A 16,002-nucleotide genomic window follows, 5' to 3' on the forward strand; every position below is an offset into this window, starting at 1 on the left:
GGTCGTGCTGGCTCTGACGGCTGCCGGTGAGACGTTGGGTCTGGGCAAGGTGTGGGCGAAGCTGCCGATCGTGCAGCGCCTCCCCTGGCTCAAGTAACCACAGCGGACAACGGTAAGGGGCGGCACCCGACAGGGCGCCGCCCCTTCGCCGTTCGAACAGCCCGGAGGCCACCATGACCACCAACGCCTCACACACCCGGCCGTCCCGTGCGGCCCGCAGCCTCGGCTACACCGTCGCCGCCGTCGTGAACACCACGCTGCTCTATCTGATCAACGCCCGGCCGGGCTGGGCCGCGGTCCCGTTCCTGACCGGGGACACCCGCAAGGTGCTGCTGCTGGTCAACCTCTCGCTGGTCGTCGGCATCGTGACGAACCTGGTGTACGTCAGCCACGACGGGCCCGGGTGGCGGGCGGTCGGCGAACTCGTGGCCAATGGTGTCGCGTTGGCTGCGGTGGCGCGGGTGTGGGCGGTTTTCCCGTTCGTGTTCAGCAGCCCGGGGTGGGTGCTGGTCGCCCAGGTCGTTCTGGCGACTGCCACGATCGGCGCCGCCATTGCCGTTCTGGTCCAGGCTGTTGCGGTGATCCGGCAGTTCTTCCGGCGGCATGGGCCGGCGCGTTTCTGCCACTGACAGCTTTGTGGTTTCGGGGTTTGGTGGTTGCGCTGGGACGGCGGGGGGGGGGGGGGGGGCCCCCCCCGGGGGGGGGGGGGGGTGTTGCGGGGGGGGGGGCCCCCCCCCCCGGCCCCCGCCTTGCATTCTCGTCCGCTGCGGCTGAGGGATGGGTCGCCGGCCTTCTGAGTGCAGCTCCAGGTGTGCGGTCACCTTCTGGTGTGGGGTCTGGCTTCCGCGCTGTGGTTGAGCCGGGTGGGTTTGTCGGGCAGGCCGGGCTTTGGTGGTGGGCAAGCGAACATTCCGCGCCGGTTGCGGTCAGCAGGCTGCGGGTGGGTGGTGGGTCGCTCCCGGGCTGCGGGCTGCGGGCTTCGGGTCGGGGTTCGGGGTTCGGGGTGGGTGGCTTTGTGGGGCTTGATTTGGGGGGTTTTAGCGTTGGGGTGGGGTTAGGTGGGCGCGTTCGCCTTGGGCGCCGAACAGGGTGAGTAGTTCCGCGGGGTGGTTGGTGGCGCTGCCGAGCCAGTGGGGGAGGGTGGTGTCGAATTCCGCGGCTTCGCCGGGGCCGAGTTCGTATTCGCGGTCGCCGAGCACGAAGCGGACCCGTCCGTCGAGCACGTAGAACCACTCGTAGCCGGCGTGGGTCTGCGGCCTCGTGGTGGGGGCTCGGCCGGCCGGGGGATAGATCACCTTGTAGGCCTGGATGCCGCCGGGGCGCCGGGTCAGCGGCACCACCGTCAGGCCGGAGCGCCGGATCGGCCGCAGGTGGATGCGGGGGTCGCCGGTGGGTGGGGCGGCCACCAGGTCGTCGAGCGGCACGCCGTGGGCCCGGGCCAGCGGCAGCAGCTGCTCCAGGGTCGGGCGCAGCTTGCCGTTCTCGAGGCGCGAGAGCGTGCTCGCGGTCAGGCCCGTCTCGGTGGCCAGCCCCGCCAGCGTGATGCCCCGCGCCTGACGCAGGGCCCGCAGGCGGGGACCGACCCCGGCGAGCACGTCCCGTTCGGCGTCCGTCATCGGCTCATCATGCGGATCCGCAACATTCCTTGCAAGCCGGGAACGGTCGCGGCGAACCTGGGTCCTGTCCTGTCCTGCCCGCGACCCGCCCCGATCGGAATCCGATGCCCAGCAGCGCAAGCCCACCCGGACGCCGGCGCCGGACCGCGGACCTCGGCCCGCCGGAGACCGGCGCCGGCGAGCAGGCCACCCTGCTCGGCGTGCTCGACTACCTGCGCGCCGCGGTCGCGGGCAAGGTCGCCGACGTGCCGGAACCCGCGGTCCGCGCCGGTGGCGTGCCCTCCGGCACCAACCTGCTCGGGCTGATCAAGCACCTGACGGCCGTCGAGCGGTTCTACTTCCTCGGCGAGCCGATCGGGAACCTGCGCGGCACACTGCGGCCGGCCGCCGGCGAGACCGTCGACGGCCTGCTCGCCGCCTACCGGCAGACCGGCGTACGGGTGAACCAGGTCGTCGAGGCCTGCACGGACCTGGCCCTGCCGGCGCCGCGACCGCCCGGCCGGGGACGCGGGCCGTCGATGCGGTGGGCGCTGGTGCACCTGATCGAGGAGACCGCCCGGCATGCCGGTCATGCCGACATCCTGCGCGAACAGATCGACGGCAGCACCGGGCGCTGACCGCGGGTTGCCACGCCGGAGCCGGCCGGCGTGGCAACCTGCCCGCTACGTCACCGGGCCTGCGCTGCACCCGGGCGACCCGAGACTCGGCTGGACACACATTCTCGGGGGCATGTCTTCCGCCCGGCGACGGCACCTCGTCCCGGCGGCCGGCATCGGTACGGACCAGTTGTGGTCTGCCTTTCTGTTCCGCCCCGACCATCGAGGCCGAGGAGCGCACGCCAGATGACCGCACCGCAGGAAGTCCGATCCGATCAGCGGGCCCGTGCCAGGGTCCGGGCGTTCCGCGTCGCCACGCTCGTCGCGGCGCTCGCCGCGGCCCTGACGGTCGCCGGCCCGCCCAGCCCGGCCGCGGCCGCCGCCCCGCAGGTCGCGCGGCAGTGGACGTCGCTGATGTTCCACAGCCTCACCCCGAGCCCCGAGTACGTCCGGCTCCGCGCGACCCTCGCCGAGCAGCGGGCCACCCTCGCGGCCCGGGGCACCCGGCTCACCCAGGGCCGGTCCGCGCACGCCGCCGCCCAGTCGACGCTGACCACGGCCGTGACCGCCGACGCGTCTGCCCGTACCCGATATGCGATCGCCGCCGTGACCCTGAGCAGCGCCCGGAGCACGCTGGTCCTGGTCTCGCAGCAGCGGCCGCGCAGCGGCGCCGCGGTGGCCCGGGCGAAGACCACCATCACCAACTCCGCGCAGACGGTGACGACCCACCGCGCGGAGGCCCGCCAGGCCGCGGCGGCGCTGAAGTCCGCGCAGGCCGCGGCGCGGACCGCCACCGTCACCCTGGACAAGGCGATTGTCGCCTGGCAGACCGCCTCGACGACGGTGCGGACCAACCAGCAGAAGCTGATCAGCCTCGACAGGTCCGACGAGTATGCCGCCCGGGCCGCCGCCATCAGCCGAGCCGTCGTCACCGGCATCCGGCCCGGGTTCACCGTCGCCGACACCACCACCGTCTCGGGCATCACCGTGCACAAGAGCGTCGCCTTCGCGTTCCGGCGGATGCTCGCCGACGCCAAGGCCGACGGGATCGTGCTGGCCGGCGGCGGCTTCCGCACCAAGCAGCGGCAGATCGAGCTGCGCAAGATCAACGGGTGCCCGGACGTGTGGACCGCGCCGGCCTCGTCGTGCCGGGTGCCGACGGCGATCCCCGGCCGCTCGCTGCACGAGCTCGGGCTCGCCGTCGACCTGACCTCCGGCGGCCGGTCGCTCACCGCGAACAGCCCCGCCTTCCGCTGGCTGGCCGAGCACGCCGCCGATTACGGGTACGTGAACCTGCCCTCCGAGCCGTGGCACTGGTCGATCACCGGCGGCTGACCGGGGCCGGCGGGGTCAGAACGTCACGGGCAGCGAGCCGAGCCGGTGCCCGACCGGCGGGGTCGGCTGCCAGTCCGGCACCTCGTACGCGGGCCGCAGCCCGGGGCAGCGCTCGAGCAGGATCCGCAGGCACTCGTCGGTCTCCATCCGGGCCAGCGCCGCGCCCAGGCAGTAGTACGTGCCCATGCCGAAGCTGAGATGCCGGTTGCGCTTGCGGGTGATGTCGAAGGTGTCCGGGTCGGTGAAGACCTCCGGGTCGCGGTTGGCGGCCATCAGCGCGAGGTAGATGTGCTTGCCGGCCGGCACCGGATGCCCGGCCAGCTCGACGGGCTCGGTGGCGACCCGGCCGATCACCCCGGCCGGGCCGTCGCAGCGCAGCATCTCCTCGACCGCGGAGGGCATCAGCTCCGGGTGCTGCCGCAGCCGGGCCAGCTGGTCGGGGTGGTCGAAGAGCAGGACCAGGCCGTTGGCGATCAGGTTCGCGGTGGTCTCGTGGCCGGCGAAGAGCAGCAGCACGCAGTTGGCCACCGCCTCGTCCTCGGTGACGATGCCCTCGGCCTCGGCGGCCAGGAACGTGCTCAGCACGTCCTCACGCGGCTCGCGGCGCCGCTCGGCCGCGATCACCCGCAGGTAGTCGTGCATCTCCAGCATGCTGCGCTGGGCCCGGCGGATCTGCTCGACGTCGCCGTTGCCGAAGATCGGCACGATGTCGCGGGACCAGGCCTGGAGCTGCTCGCGGTCGCTGGTCGGCATCCCGAGCAGCTCGGCGATCACGTTGGCGGGCAACGGGTACGCGAGGTCGCGCACGACGTCCATCTCACCCTTGCCGGCGACCGCGTCGAGCAGCTCGTGGGTGAACGCGCGGACCCGGGGCCGCAGCCGGTCCACCATCGCCGGGGTGAAGTAGCGCTTGAGCAGCTGCTGGAAGCGGACATGGTCGGCCGGCACGGTGTGCCCCATCCACATGGTGATGGCCCGGCGGACCGGCTCCAGCTCCTGCTGCTCGGCGGGCGTCAGGCGCTGCAGCACCTGGGCCATGTTGGCGCTGTCCATCCGCTTGTCCCGCAGCGCGGCGTTGACGTCCGCATACCGGGTGAGCAGGTACGCGTCGAGCTGAGGCAGCCGGGCCAGCGGGCTCTCGGCGCGCACCCGGTGCAGGAACGCGTGATGGTCGGCCATCACCTCGGGGGTGAACAGGTCGTAGTCCCGCATCTGGCTACTCATGAAGCCGATTCTGGCCGAGGCCGGAGATCAAACTCTATGTCCGAAGCGGCGATGGACGGCAAAATCCCACCCGTACGGGCCCACGCCGGATCAGGCGATTGTGGACAATGCACGACCGGCGAGACCGAGTCCGACCAGGACGATGAGAGCGGCGGTGACCGAGGGCGCCGCCGTCTGCCAGCGGGCGAGCAGACGCCAGCGGCCGGCCATCCGGTCGCGGATCCGGATGAGCAGCAGGCCGGCGGCGGTGAGCGTGGCCGCCATGCCCAGACCGTAGGCGATGACCAGCAGGACGCCGAACACGGTGCGGCCGAGCGCCACGGCGGCGAGCAGGACGATGAGGGCGGACGGGCTGGGCACGAGGCCGCCGGCGACCCCCAGCCCGGCGATGCCCCACTTCCCCGGCCCATGCCCATGCCCGTGCCCGGCGCCGTGTCCGTGCCCGGCGTCGTGTCCGTGCTCGGCGTCGTGGGCGTGCGGGTGGCCGTGGTTGTTCGGGTGGTTGTGTTCCTGCCCGGTGTCGCGTCTGTGCCGGGTGTTCTGCGCATGCGCATGGCCGCGCTCGTGCGCGTGGTCGTCTTCGTGCCCGGCGTCGTGTCCGTGCTCGGCGTCGTGGGCGTGCGGGTGACCGTGGCTGTGCGGGTGGTTGTGTTCGTGCCCGGTGTCGCGTCTGTGCCGGGTGTTCTGCGCATGCGCATGGCCGCGCTCGTGCGCGTGGCCGTGTCTGTGCCCGGTGTCGTGCGTGTGCGCATGGCCGTCGCCGGGCGCGTGTTCGTGCTCGCGCACGGTGTCGTGTGTGGGGTCGTGGAATTGGTTGTGGGCGGGGCTGGGGCTGGTGTGCGGGGACGGCATGGTGAGGGCGCGGCGCCGGCGGCGGACGGCCGTGAGGAGCGCGCCGGTGCCGATCCCCGCCACCAGCACCCCGCTCGCGACCCCGAGCCAGCCCAACACCGCCTCCCCGGCGACTCCCGCCGCCGTGGTCAGCAGCAGCCCCAGGATCAGCACGCCTCCGGTGTGGGTGAGCGTCACCGTCGCGCCCACCGCCACCGCATCCCGGGCCCGGCCCCGGCGACCGGCCAGGTAGGCGGCCATCACCGTCTTGCCGTGGCCGGGCAGCGCCGCGTGCGCCGCGCCGAGCGCGAGCGCCAGCAACACGGCCAGCAGACCCACCAGGGGAGTGAGCCGCCGCCCGCCGACCAGCTCACCGAGCTGCCGCTCGGCGCTGGCCAACGGCCCGGTCAGGCCCGGCGGGCCGCCACCGGACCCTGCCACGGTGGTGCCGGATGCCGCCCCGCCGACGCCAGGCGCCGCCGAGCCGTTGCCAGAGGCCGCCCCGGTGCCGGCCGCCGCGACGTTGCCGGGTCCTGTTGGGCCGTTGCCGGGTGCCGAGCCGGTCCCGGGTGCGGCCGAGTCGGTGCCGGCCGCCGCTACGTTGCCGGGTGCCGGGCCGTTGCCGGGTGTCACGGTGAAGGTCGCCGAGCGGACGTCGGGCGGCGACGTGAGCAGGTCGTCCGGGTAGCGGCGCAGCTCGTCGCTCACGCTGGTCACCGGCAACGGCGACCCGTCGAGCCGGACGTCGGCGTCGGCGTCGGCGCCGGCACCGGCACCGGCACCGGCAGCCACCAGCTCACGCCAGCCGATCCGGTCGTCCCGGAAGCGGTTGGTCACCGAGACCTCAACCGGCCGGTCCAATGTGGCCGGTGCGGACAGCCGGCACTCCAGGCGACTGGTCCGCAGCCCGCCCGCCCCGGCGGCGTAGTACAGGCCGGCATCTCGGACCGTCCAGCGTAGACCGATCCCGGCGACCGTGACGGTCAGCGCGGAGACGGCCTCGGCACACGACCCCGGCGGGTCCTGCAGGGTCGGCAGCTCCGCCAGGTCAGCCACCACCGTGGCGTCGATCCGGTCGGGGTGCAGGGTCAGGCCGGTGTACCGGTTGACCGAGAAGTTGCCCAGCGGGTGCGCGGACGCCGGACCGGCCGGCAGCGCCGCGAACGCCGCCGCCGCGAGCACCGGCAGCAGCAGGAGCCGTCTCATCGTCGTGCCTCCAATGCGGCCAGCGCCCGTGCCGCGACCGGGCCCTCGGTGGGCGAGAAATGCGGGTTCAGGTCGCGCACCTGGCGCAGCGCGACGAGCGCGCCGGGCCGGTCGCCGACCGTCAGCAGCACGGTGGCGAGGTGATATGCGTACGCGGCGTTGCGGGGGCCCATCCGGGTGGCGTGGCGGGCGTACGGCAGCGCCTCGGCGTCGCGGCCCGCGGCGTGCAGCGCGCGCCCGAGCATGTCGGCGACCTCCGCGAACGGCCGGCGGAGCCACTCCGACCGGGCGAGCGTCACGGCGGCGTCGGCGTCACCCCGGGCGAGCGCCAGCTGGGCGCCGGTCAGGTCGTCGGTGCCGCCGTTCGCCACGAAGATCCGGTGTGCCGCGTCCGCCAGGGTCAGCTGCCGGTCGGCTTCCGCGGCCCGCCCGCCCAGGCGCAGCAGTTCCGCGTACGCCAGCAGGGTGTCCGGGGTCGGCGTGCGGGCCGCGACGGTCGCCGCGTCCGCGATCGCCGCGTCGATCCGGCCGGCGGCCGCGGCGACCCGGGCCCGGCCGCGCAGCAGCGGCTGGTACGACGGATCGGCCGCGATGCCGGCGGCGTACTCGGTGGCCGCGCCCTCGAGGTCACCCGTGGACAGGGCCAGGTCGCCGAGCTGGCTACGGCAGAACGCGATGTCGGCGGGGTCCACGGCAGCGTCGAGCGCCCGCCGCATCAGCCCGGCCGCCTCGGTGAGCCGCCCGCGCTGTTCGAGGTCGTAGGCGGCGCGGGCGTACGCGGCCAGCCCCGGGCGCAGGTCGAGCATCCGCTGGATCGCGGCGGTGGCGGCGGCCGCGGCGCCGAGCTGGGTCTGCGCGTCGGCCAGCACCCCGTACGCGTCGGCGTCGTACGGGTTCTCCCGCAGCGCGGCCGTGGCGTACTTGCGGGCGGCGGCGAACTCGTGCCGGGCGTTGGCGAGTGCGCCGAGGCCGACCAGCACCACCGGGTTGCCCGTGGGACGCACCTGCAGCGAGCGGCGCAGCGCACCCTCGGCCTTCGGGTAGAGGCTCGGGTCCCCGGTCACCCGCGCCCGTTCCACGTAGGCGAGCCCGAGGACGGCCCACGTCTCGTGGTCGCGCGGCAGCTTGCGGAGCCGGTCCTGGGCCCGGGAGATGGATGCGGCGAGACGGTCGGCGCGGGCCGGCGCGGCGGCGGCCGGCGGCGCGGGGATCACCTTCTCGCGCCGGCCGAGGACCGCGCCGACGGCGAGCAGGGCCACCGCGGCGACGGACACGACCACGACCGTCCGAAGCGGACTGAACATGACAACCTCCCTTCCGAGGCGGGCCCACCCGGAGTGCGGGCGGGCCCGCGGTCCGGTCAGAACGGAATGGTGTCGTCGGCGCGCGCGGCCGCCACGGCGGCCCGGCGGCGGCGCAACCACCAGAGGGCGAGAACGGTGGCCAGGGAGCCGGCGCCGATGCCGGCGACCAGGATGCCGGTGGTCACCTCGGGGCGGCCGGCCGACAGCGCGGAGACCGGGGCCAGCGACGGTGCGGCACCGGGGGTCGCGGCTGCCGGTCCGGTGCCCATCCGGGGCGGGGTGCCGCCGGCCGTCCCGCCGCCGTTGACCGCGCCCTGGTTCGGCAGCGCGAGGTACGGGAAGGTGTCCGCGAACGGGTTGTCGTTGGCGTCCACCTTGTCGCCGGCGGCGAGCGCGTCGACCAGCTTGCCGGTCTGCGCGGCACCCTCGACGGCCTGGACGGCGATGTCGACGGCGTCGTCGGTCAGCCGCCGCCCGTTCGGGAAGCCCTGCAGATCGCCGGCCAGCACGCCGAGCCGTTTCGGCTGCCCGGCGACCGGCACGCCCAGGTTGAGCCGGAGCATCTCCGCGGGCCGGAACCGGCCGGCGTTGACGTCCTGGTTGTTCAGCTGCGAGTTGAGGTCGGCCTTGATCGGCCCGTCGGCCTTGGTGGTGATGCCGGTCAGGAAGATCTCGACCAGGTCGTTGCGCGGGGTGGCCGGCGCCGGCACGCCGTAGCTCTTCTCGATCAGCTTCGGCAGCTCGGGGTCGGTGACCCGCTTGACGACCGCGGGGATGCCGGCGTCCTGGTCGGGTGAGATCGAGTTGAACGCGTCCTTGAGGTTGGCCGGCACGACAACCTCGTTGACCAGCGGGTTGCCGAGCCGGGAGACCTGCACCCGGCCGCTGCGCGGGCCGAGCTCGGTCCGGCCGGCCACCCGCACCTTGGGCCGGTCGGTGGTGGTCCAGACGCCGATCACCGGGTTGCGCTCGGCGTCGCCGCCCAGCGCGACGTCCCTGAACGGCACCTGGATGGCCAGGCTGTTGACGTTGTAGCCGGCGAGCGTGTCGGTGCCGGTCTCGCTCAGGTCGCCGCCGTAGAGCAGGTCGAAGACCCGCAGGTCGAGGAAGAACGGGTCGTCGGCCTGGCCGGCGAACAGCTTCCAGCCGCCCGGGAGCTGGACGGTGGCCTGGTCGCGCAGCTTCTGGTAGTCGGGCATCGACGCCGCGCCGATCCGCGACGGCGCCACCGGGGCGTCGCTGACGCGGGTCCGGAACGGGCCGCCGCCGAACGACGACGAGAGGGTGTAGGTCTGCTTGAACAGCAGGTTCTTGTCGTCGAGCGAGGTCACCGGCCCGTCGTTGTAGAGGAACGTGGAGCCGCCACGCCGGTCCACGTTCCGGAAGGTCCAGCGGAACACGGCATCGGCCTTGGCGTCGCCGTCACTGTCGACATTGATGTTGTACGCGGCGTCGGTGGCGAACGGGTAGAAGTTCGGGCCGCCGTCGGGCTCCTCGAACGGGATCCAATTGGCGATGAGGGTCACGTAGCCGGGCCGTTCGGGGCTGACGAAGGCGTACAGGTCGGTGTTGTCGGCCGCCGGATCACTCGCGATCAGCGGCGCCTCCCGGTGGCTCGAAGCCGTGGATGCCTGGGGTCCGAGCCCGGCGAGGGACCCGGCGAGCACGAGTCCGACGGCGACAGCCGGCCCGATCCGGCGTCTCCTCCGGTGCGGTTGAGTGATCATCTCTGTCCTCCCGTAGCGATGCCTGCGCGAGGTGTTCGCAGTCATCGGCGGGGAGGGTGGGCGGGAGTCGGCTTCCCGTCAGAAGCCCATCCGCGGCGGCCACAGCTCCGAATGTTCCGGCCGCCGTGCGTCGTGATCCACAGTGGGTCAGGGCCGGCGCCGGGTCAGCAGCCCGGCGATGTTGTCCAGGATCTCCGGCCGGTGCAGGTAGGCGGTGTGGCTGTCGAGCACGCCGTCGTAGTCGCCGGGCAGCCGCTGGGCGTCGAACAGTACGTCGGACGGATCGGTGCCGTAGTAGTCGACGGCGGGTGGCAGGTGGGCGACGTCCCACGGGTGGGTGGTGGCGTACACCTCGGAGGTGCTGGTGCCCAGGAACCCGTGCGCGGATTCCTGGTTGGTGCCGATGGAACCGATCAGATAGACCTTGTCGGCGGCGATGCCGTGCTCGGCGGCGGTGATGCCGTAGGTCGTGCTGCCGTAGCTGTGCGCCAGCAGCACGTTGAGCGAGGGGTCGCCGACGTGGGTGGCGCGCAGTCCCTCCTGGAACCGGTGCAGCGGCTCGGCCGCCTCCCGCGCGTAGCTGCTGAAGCCCACCTGCGGGCCCAGGTCCGGGGCGTCGTAGCCGAGCCACACGATCGCCGCGGTGCCTTCCGGCGCCCGGGCCAGGATGTCGTCCATCCGGCCGAGCTGGGCCGGCACGGTGCCCAGATCGCTGCCCATGCCCGGTACGTAGGTGAGCACCTGGCCGGCCGTGTCCGGGTTGCCGAGGGCCACGACGGCGCGCCCGTCACCCGCGCCGGAGATCGCGAGCAGGTGCGCCTGGGGATCGGCCTGGAGGCGGGCGCGGACGGCATCCAGCCCGGCGAGGGCGTTCTCGGCCGCGCGCAGCGGCACTCCGCTCGTGCGGCCGCGCCCCTGCTGCGCCTGGTACTGCTGTACGAGCTCGCGCTGATGGGCGATCTCGGCATCGAGCACGGCCCGGTTCGCCCGGTCCCGGGCCGCCGCCGGCACGCCGTCCAGCGCCCCGACCAGCCCCGGTTGCGCCGCCACCACCGTCGTGCGCTGCTCGTCGTCGAGCCGCTGCCACCAGTCGTGCACCGCGTCCGGATGCGTGCCGCCGGGCGGGATGCCGGCCTTGCTGATCAGCACCGCGCCGTCCGGATCCCGCTGCAGCAGCAGCTGCCGGTACATCTCGGACACCCGGGCGTCCCCACTCCGGTACGCCTCCGACGACCGGTAGACGCCCTCGGACATCGCCTCGATCGCCGGCGTCGCCGCCGTCAGGTAGGACGCGATCAGGGTGGCCGCCTGCCGCCAGGACCGGTGTGCCGCCGCCGAGTGCGGCGCCGCACCGAACGCGGCCGGTGCCAGCTCGACGGCGCGGTGCCGGATACCGGCCGGCCCCAGCTTCGCCGCCACGCCGGCCAGCTGCCGGGCGCCGCCGAGCATCCGGCCGGGCTCGGCATAGAGGTTGATCTCGTCGAATCCGGCCATCACGTCCTCCAGCGCAGCGGACCTCCGTCACCCGCCAGCCTAGGCACCGCACAGCCGGCGGCAACGGCGGAAATACCCCGGCCGGGCCTGGGCAATTCGACCGTGCCGGTGCGCCCCGCGCCGGCCTAGCGTGCGTACCGGGACATCCGGTAGCCCTCAGGAGGAACAGATGGCGATGACATCGGCCGCGGAGATCAACGCCACCCTGATCCGGTACGAGCAAAGGCTCGCCGCGTTGCGGCGGCAGGTGATCGGTGACGTCGACGCGCTGGATCGGGCGGGTGTGGTGGCAGCGGACTGCGCCGCCCGGGTCACGGGTGCGGCCGGCGAGCTGACGGCGGCGCGGGGTGAGCTGGCGGCGTCCTGGGCCGCGCCCAGCGGCGAGGCCTTCCAGACCCGCAGTGAGCCCCTGCCGGCCGGCATCGCGGCCACCGGCCGGTTGCTCACCTCGCTGGCCACCGGGCTGCGCGAGCTCGGCCTGATCCTGAAGCAGACGCAGGACCGGGTCGGCGCCGTCGGCCGGGAGTTCGCCGCCTGGGCGAGCCGGACCCGCACCCTGCTGCCCCAGGGGGTCCCGATCCCGGACCCGGTCCTCCAGGAGGTGGACCGGGCCGGCGCGGCCTACGTCGAGGTGGCCGAGGCCGTGGCGCGCCGGCTCGACCTGGCGCTGGAGCAGTTCAGCGCCGGCACCGAGCCGCTCGTCCGCGAGCTGGCGGCCGCGCCACGGGTCACACCTTGACCCTGCGCCACACCGCGATCCCCTCGCCGATGGCCAGCCGGGTCAGCTCCGAGCGGCGCCGCCGGCCGGTCTTCTCCCGGATCCGGTCCAGGTGCGAGCGCACCGTCCGGACGCTGATGGTCAGCGTGCGGGCGATGTCCACGTCCCGCTCGCCCTCGGCCAGCAGGGCCAGCACCTCCCGTTCCCGCGGGGTCAGCGCGAGCCGGGGGCCGGCCTGCCGCGACCGGGCGCTGTCCAGCAGGAACGCGGCCAGCGTCGGGGACACGTACGTGCCGCCACCGGCGATCTGGCGGATCGCCGCCGCGATCTCCGGCGCCTCGGCCGACTTGGTCAGGTAGCCCCGGGCGCCGGCGGCGAGCACGGCCAGCACCTCGGCCCGCTCGGCCTGCGCCGAGATGACCAGCGGCCGGTGCCCGGCCTCGGTGACCGCGAGCGCCGCGGCCGGACCCTGCTGCCCGGGCAGGTGGAGATCAAGCAGGACCACCCCGCCGGCCGGCGCCCGGTAGGCGAGGAACTCCTCGACCGACCCGGCCACCGGACCCGGCGTGCAGCCGGGCAGCCCGTCGACCAGCCGGGCCAGCGCGGCCCGGTACAGCGGATGATCTTCCACGATGGACACGACGACGGTATCGGTGCCGAGCGGCATGGCAGGGCCTCTCTCCTGATCGTTGTGGGGCACGGTCATCACTTCACTTCACTTCCTGGCGGGCGGCCTCGGTGGACAGTTCCGGGCCGCTGGGCAGCAGCTCCAGCAAGCCGGCCGCGACGGTGGTGGGCGGGGTATCGCGGTAGCCGAGGGCGGCGGCGTCGTCCCGGTCGCGCAGCCGGAAGCGCACGCCCTGGTCGGTCACCAGATAGATCGGGCTCGCGCCGTCCTGTCCCGGGGGTCCCGCGACGAGCAGCCCGGCGCCCGGGGTCACGTAGACCTGATCCGCGGCGCCGGACCTGCGGGCGGCCGCGGCGACCGGCAGCGCCCGGCCGCCGGCCGGCAGCGGGGGAGTGCGGGCGGTCCAGAACTGCGAGCCGCCGGCGCAGAGCACCCCGTCGCCCCGCACCAGCTCGGGCAGCCGCGCCGGGTACGGACGCACCTCGGTGCGGCGCGCGACCAGCCCGGAGGCGGTGAGGTCGGCGGCCGAGACCCGCACCGGGCGGGCCACGCCATCCGGGTACGCGGCCCGGTTGTCCGGGTTGCCGACGATCAGGGCGGCCTCGGTCTGCCCGATCGGCACCAGCGTGTCGCGCTTGGCCAGGTAGTAGCGGTTCTCGCCGTCGACGCCCTCGGCCAGCAGCACCTGGCCGACCCGGGTCCGCCGGCCGGCCAGCCGGGGCCCGGCGGCGCCGCTGCCCGTCACGGTGAGCAGCGCCAGTTCCGGCCCCTCCGGTACGGCGCCCAGCCAGCCGTCGCCGACCGGGGTGGGCGGCACCGCGTCCCAGCCCAGGGCTGCCACCGCGTTGCCGCGCAGCCGCAGCCGCCGGCCGTCCGTGAGCAGGTGCCGGGTCCCGTCGGCGCCGGCGACGATGACGCCCTGGTCGCGCGCCACCCGCCGCGACCCGGCGGGCCGGCCGATCACCAGGGTGGTGACGGCCGCAGCCTCCCCGGCCTCACCCGTGCCGCCCCGTCCGGCGCTGCCCTGGGCGGGGCCCCCGGCGCAGACCGCCCACGGGCCCGCGATCAGGGCGCCGGGGGCGGCCAGGGAGGCCGGCGCGTCCGGGATGCCCAGCGGCCGCCCGCGCGGCGCGCCGGCCAGCGACTTCGCCGTGATGGTGGTGGTCCGGTCGCCGCCGATCAGCAGCCGGGCCGAGGCGTAGTTGAGCACCGGGTGCACCAGGCCGTCCGCGCCCAGCACGAAGCCCGCGCCGGACTCCTTCTCGATGAGGATCTGGCCGGGCGTACGCCAGTCGGCGCCGCTGCCGGGACGCAACACCCCGAGGACCAGGAAGCCGCCGCAGATCAGCAGCATGGCGCCCAGCCCGGCGGCCGTCGCGACCACGACGCGCCGCCCCGGCGCCACCGGATGGTTGGCGTCGCCGAACTGCAGCGCCGACACGATCCGGCGGCGCAGGAACTGGTACGCCTGAAGCTGGTCGCGCTGGGTCCACATCGTCCACCTCGCGGTTCCGTCCGTGGCGGTCGGTTCTACGAGGTACTCCGTCGGCGACGGCCGGACGGTTCGCGGGACCGGGAAATCAGCCGGTGAGCGTCCGGATCGATCCGTACAGGCCGAGCACGGCGGCGCCGGCCGGCACGAGCGCGGTGATCACGAGGAAGTCGACAACGTCGAGAAACCGGGCCCAGTACGGCGACGGTGGCCGGTGGCCGGCCCGGACCGCGTGCACGGCGCAGACCGTACCGGTGAGCAGCGCCGCCGCACCGACCGCGTCCGTCGTGCTGCCGCCGTGCCGGACCAGCACCAGCGCGGTGGCGACGAGCGCGGCCAGCCCGGCGCTCAGCAGCGCGGCGCGCTGCGCGACGCTCAGGTAGGCGCGGCTGCGGACCAGCAGCGCCAGGCCCGCCACGCCGGTCAGGATCCACCCCGCGGGCCCGCCCATCCGCAGCAGCACCGCACCGCCCGCCACCACGACCAGCGCCGCCGCGGTCAGCAGCGCGGTGAGGGCGGCCTCGGCCGCCGCCGTCCGCCCGGCCACCACCGGCGCCGGAGTGGGCTTCTCGGTGGCCCGGAAGGTCGCCATGTCGGTGGGCACCTCCGGGACCGGCAGCCCGCCGAGGCGCAGCGAAAGAACCGGAAAGGCCGGGCTCAGCACCACGGCGAGCACGACCAGCACCGCGGCGGCGCCGGCGGGAGCCGCATGACCGGCAGCCACGACGGCCGCGCCGACGGCTCCGGCGACGGCGGTGCCCACGGCCGCCGAGAACCACATCCGGTACGCGGGCAGCAGAATCGCGCTGAGCAACGCGTACCCGGCGACCGCGCCGAGGGCCGCCACCAGGGACCGTGCCGGGCCGCCCGGACCCGCGCCGACGGTCGTACCCGCCAGCCCGAGACCCGCCGCCACCAGGCACGGCAGGCCCGCCCCGGCGAGGGCCGCCCCGACCGCGGCCGCGTCGCGTACCCGGGTCACCGTGACCCCCGCGGCGAGCAGCAGAACGGCCGTCAGGCCCGCCGCCACCGGCCCGGCCGGCCACGCCGCGGCGCCGACCGCGATCTGCGCGGCCCCACTGAAGGCGACGGTGGCAACCAGCAGGGCGAGCCGCCGCGACAGGGCGGGCCGCCAGCGCCCGGGTGCCTCGCTGACATTGCCGGCCACGGCATCAACCACGTCGTCAAACACCATCGCGGCGGTCCCGGGCCCGGCAGCCACCAGGTGCAGCAGCTCGCCGTCGCGCAGGCCGAGGGCGGCAACGGTGCGATCGCCCGGCAGCGGCCCGCCGCCCACCCGGCAGAGCGCGAAGCCACCCGGGCCGCCGGGCTCGGCGATCGCCCGCGCCAGGACGGGCACCAGCTCGGCGACGGTGCTCTGGGCCGGGAGGGCGACGTCGACCCGGCCGTTCTCGCCGACGACGGTGACCCGCCGGGGCGCGCCCAGGGCGGGCATGGGCGGCTGCAGCGGCACGGTCGCGACGCCGGCCGGGCGGGGGTGCCCCGCCGGTCGCCGGGCGGGGGAGTCGGCCGGGCGGCCGGGCAGCGGCGGCATCGCCCGCAGGGGTACGCCCGGGGAGCCGGCCGGCGGAGGCAACGGCGGCAACGCCATCTGCATGCCCGGCTGGGCCGGCGTGCCCGGGTGGATCGGCGTGCCCGGCTGGATCGGCATGCCCAGGTGGCCCGGCATGCCCGGCTGGATGGGCATGCCGGGCTGGATCGGCATGCCCAGGTGGCCCGGCATGCCCGGCTGGACGGGCATGCCCGGCTGGACGGGCATGCCTGGTTGGATCGGTGGGCCCGGTGGGGGCAGGGCGGTGGTCGACATCGG

13 protein-coding genes are annotated in these 16,002 nt (G+C 74.9%); 4 read left to right on the forward strand and 9 right to left on the reverse strand.

The features are described 5' to 3' along the window. Window positions 1–173: 173 nt before the first annotated feature. Window positions 174–629: a hypothetical protein gene (locus ACIBQZ_RS11065; RefSeq protein ID WP_396088400.1), complete on the forward strand. Its 456-nt coding sequence runs from the start codon at window positions 174–176 to the stop codon at window positions 627–629. Window positions 630–1,037: 408 nt separating this feature from the next. Here the strand turns inward: ACIBQZ_RS11065 and ACIBQZ_RS11070 are convergent, their stop codons facing one another. Further along, complete coding sequence (locus tag ACIBQZ_RS11070) at window positions 1,038–1,616, reverse strand: helix-turn-helix domain-containing protein (protein WP_396088401.1); 579 nt, start codon at window positions 1,614–1,616, stop codon at window positions 1,038–1,040. Between the two features lie 104 nt (window positions 1,617–1,720). On the opposite strand from ACIBQZ_RS11070, the gene ACIBQZ_RS11075 reads away from it, so the two are divergent. Together ACIBQZ_RS11075 and ACIBQZ_RS11080 are read left to right on the forward strand one after the other, a co-directional pair. Next, window positions 1,721–2,233, forward strand: a complete 513-nt coding sequence (locus tag ACIBQZ_RS11075; protein ID WP_396088402.1) for a DinB family protein — start codon at window positions 1,721–1,723, stop codon at window positions 2,231–2,233. Window positions 2,234–2,458: 225 nt separating this feature from the next. After that, a complete protein-coding gene (locus tag ACIBQZ_RS11080) occupies window positions 2,459–3,547 on the forward strand; it encodes a D-alanyl-D-alanine carboxypeptidase family protein (RefSeq protein ID WP_396088403.1) in 1,089 nt (362 codons plus the stop codon). A gap of 15 nt (window positions 3,548–3,562) precedes the next feature. Here ACIBQZ_RS11080 and ACIBQZ_RS11085 read toward each other — a convergent pair whose 3' ends face one another. The 5 genes from ACIBQZ_RS11085 to ACIBQZ_RS11105 form a co-directional block, all read right to left on the reverse strand. Beyond that, window positions 3,563–4,771, reverse strand: a complete 1,209-nt coding sequence (locus ACIBQZ_RS11085) for a cytochrome P450 (RefSeq protein WP_396088404.1) — start codon at window positions 4,769–4,771, stop codon at window positions 3,563–3,565. Between the two features lie 90 nt (window positions 4,772–4,861). Then, a complete protein-coding gene (locus ACIBQZ_RS11090) occupies window positions 4,862–6,808 on the reverse strand; it encodes a hypothetical protein (protein WP_396088405.1) in 1,947 nt (648 codons plus the stop codon). Next, the gene (locus ACIBQZ_RS11095) at window positions 6,805–8,112 is read right to left on the reverse strand and encodes a tetratricopeptide repeat protein (protein WP_396088406.1); all 1,308 of its coding nucleotides are present in this window, start codon (window positions 8,110–8,112) and stop codon (window positions 6,805–6,807) included. Before ACIBQZ_RS11095 ends, ACIBQZ_RS11090 begins: the two co-directional genes overlap by 4 nt. A gap of 56 nt (window positions 8,113–8,168) precedes the next feature. Beyond that, a complete protein-coding gene (locus ACIBQZ_RS11100) occupies window positions 8,169–9,839 on the reverse strand; it encodes a DUF4331 domain-containing protein (RefSeq protein ID WP_396088407.1) in 1,671 nt (556 codons plus the stop codon). Between the two features lie 147 nt (window positions 9,840–9,986). After that, a complete protein-coding gene (locus ACIBQZ_RS11105; protein ID WP_396088408.1) occupies window positions 9,987–11,333 on the reverse strand; it encodes an alpha/beta hydrolase in 1,347 nt (448 codons plus the stop codon). A 169-nt stretch (window positions 11,334–11,502) separates the two neighbouring features. Here ACIBQZ_RS11105 and ACIBQZ_RS11110 point away from each other — a divergent pair, with 169 nt between their 5' ends. Continuing rightward, window positions 11,503–12,072: a hypothetical protein gene (locus tag ACIBQZ_RS11110; protein ID WP_396088409.1), complete on the forward strand. Its 570-nt coding sequence runs from the start codon at window positions 11,503–11,505 to the stop codon at window positions 12,070–12,072. Here ACIBQZ_RS11110 and ACIBQZ_RS11115 read toward each other — a convergent pair. From ACIBQZ_RS11115 to eccD, 3 genes are all read right to left on the reverse strand, one after another. Beyond that, window positions 12,062–12,691, reverse strand: a complete 630-nt coding sequence (locus tag ACIBQZ_RS11115; RefSeq protein WP_396088410.1) for a LuxR C-terminal-related transcriptional regulator — start codon at window positions 12,689–12,691, stop codon at window positions 12,062–12,064. The genes ACIBQZ_RS11110 and ACIBQZ_RS11115 overlap by 11 nt on opposite strands. A 70-nt stretch (window positions 12,692–12,761) precedes the next feature. Next, on the reverse strand, window positions 12,762–14,174 hold the full coding sequence (gene eccB, locus ACIBQZ_RS11120) for a type VII secretion protein EccB (RefSeq protein WP_396088411.1): 1,413 nt from the start codon (window positions 14,172–14,174) through the stop codon (window positions 12,762–12,764). A gap of 85 nt (window positions 14,175–14,259) precedes the next feature. Next, window positions 14,260–15,951 (reverse strand): type VII secretion integral membrane protein EccD, encoded by a 1,692-nt coding sequence (eccD, locus tag ACIBQZ_RS11125; RefSeq protein ID WP_396088412.1) that lies wholly within the window; start codon window positions 15,949–15,951, stop codon window positions 14,260–14,262. Window positions 15,952–16,002: the final 51 nt, after the last annotated feature.

This window comes from Actinoplanes sp. NPDC049599 (assembly GCF_044465625.1).
In the GTDB taxonomy this organism is placed as follows: domain Bacteria; phylum Actinomycetota; class Actinomycetes; order Mycobacteriales; family Micromonosporaceae; genus Actinoplanes.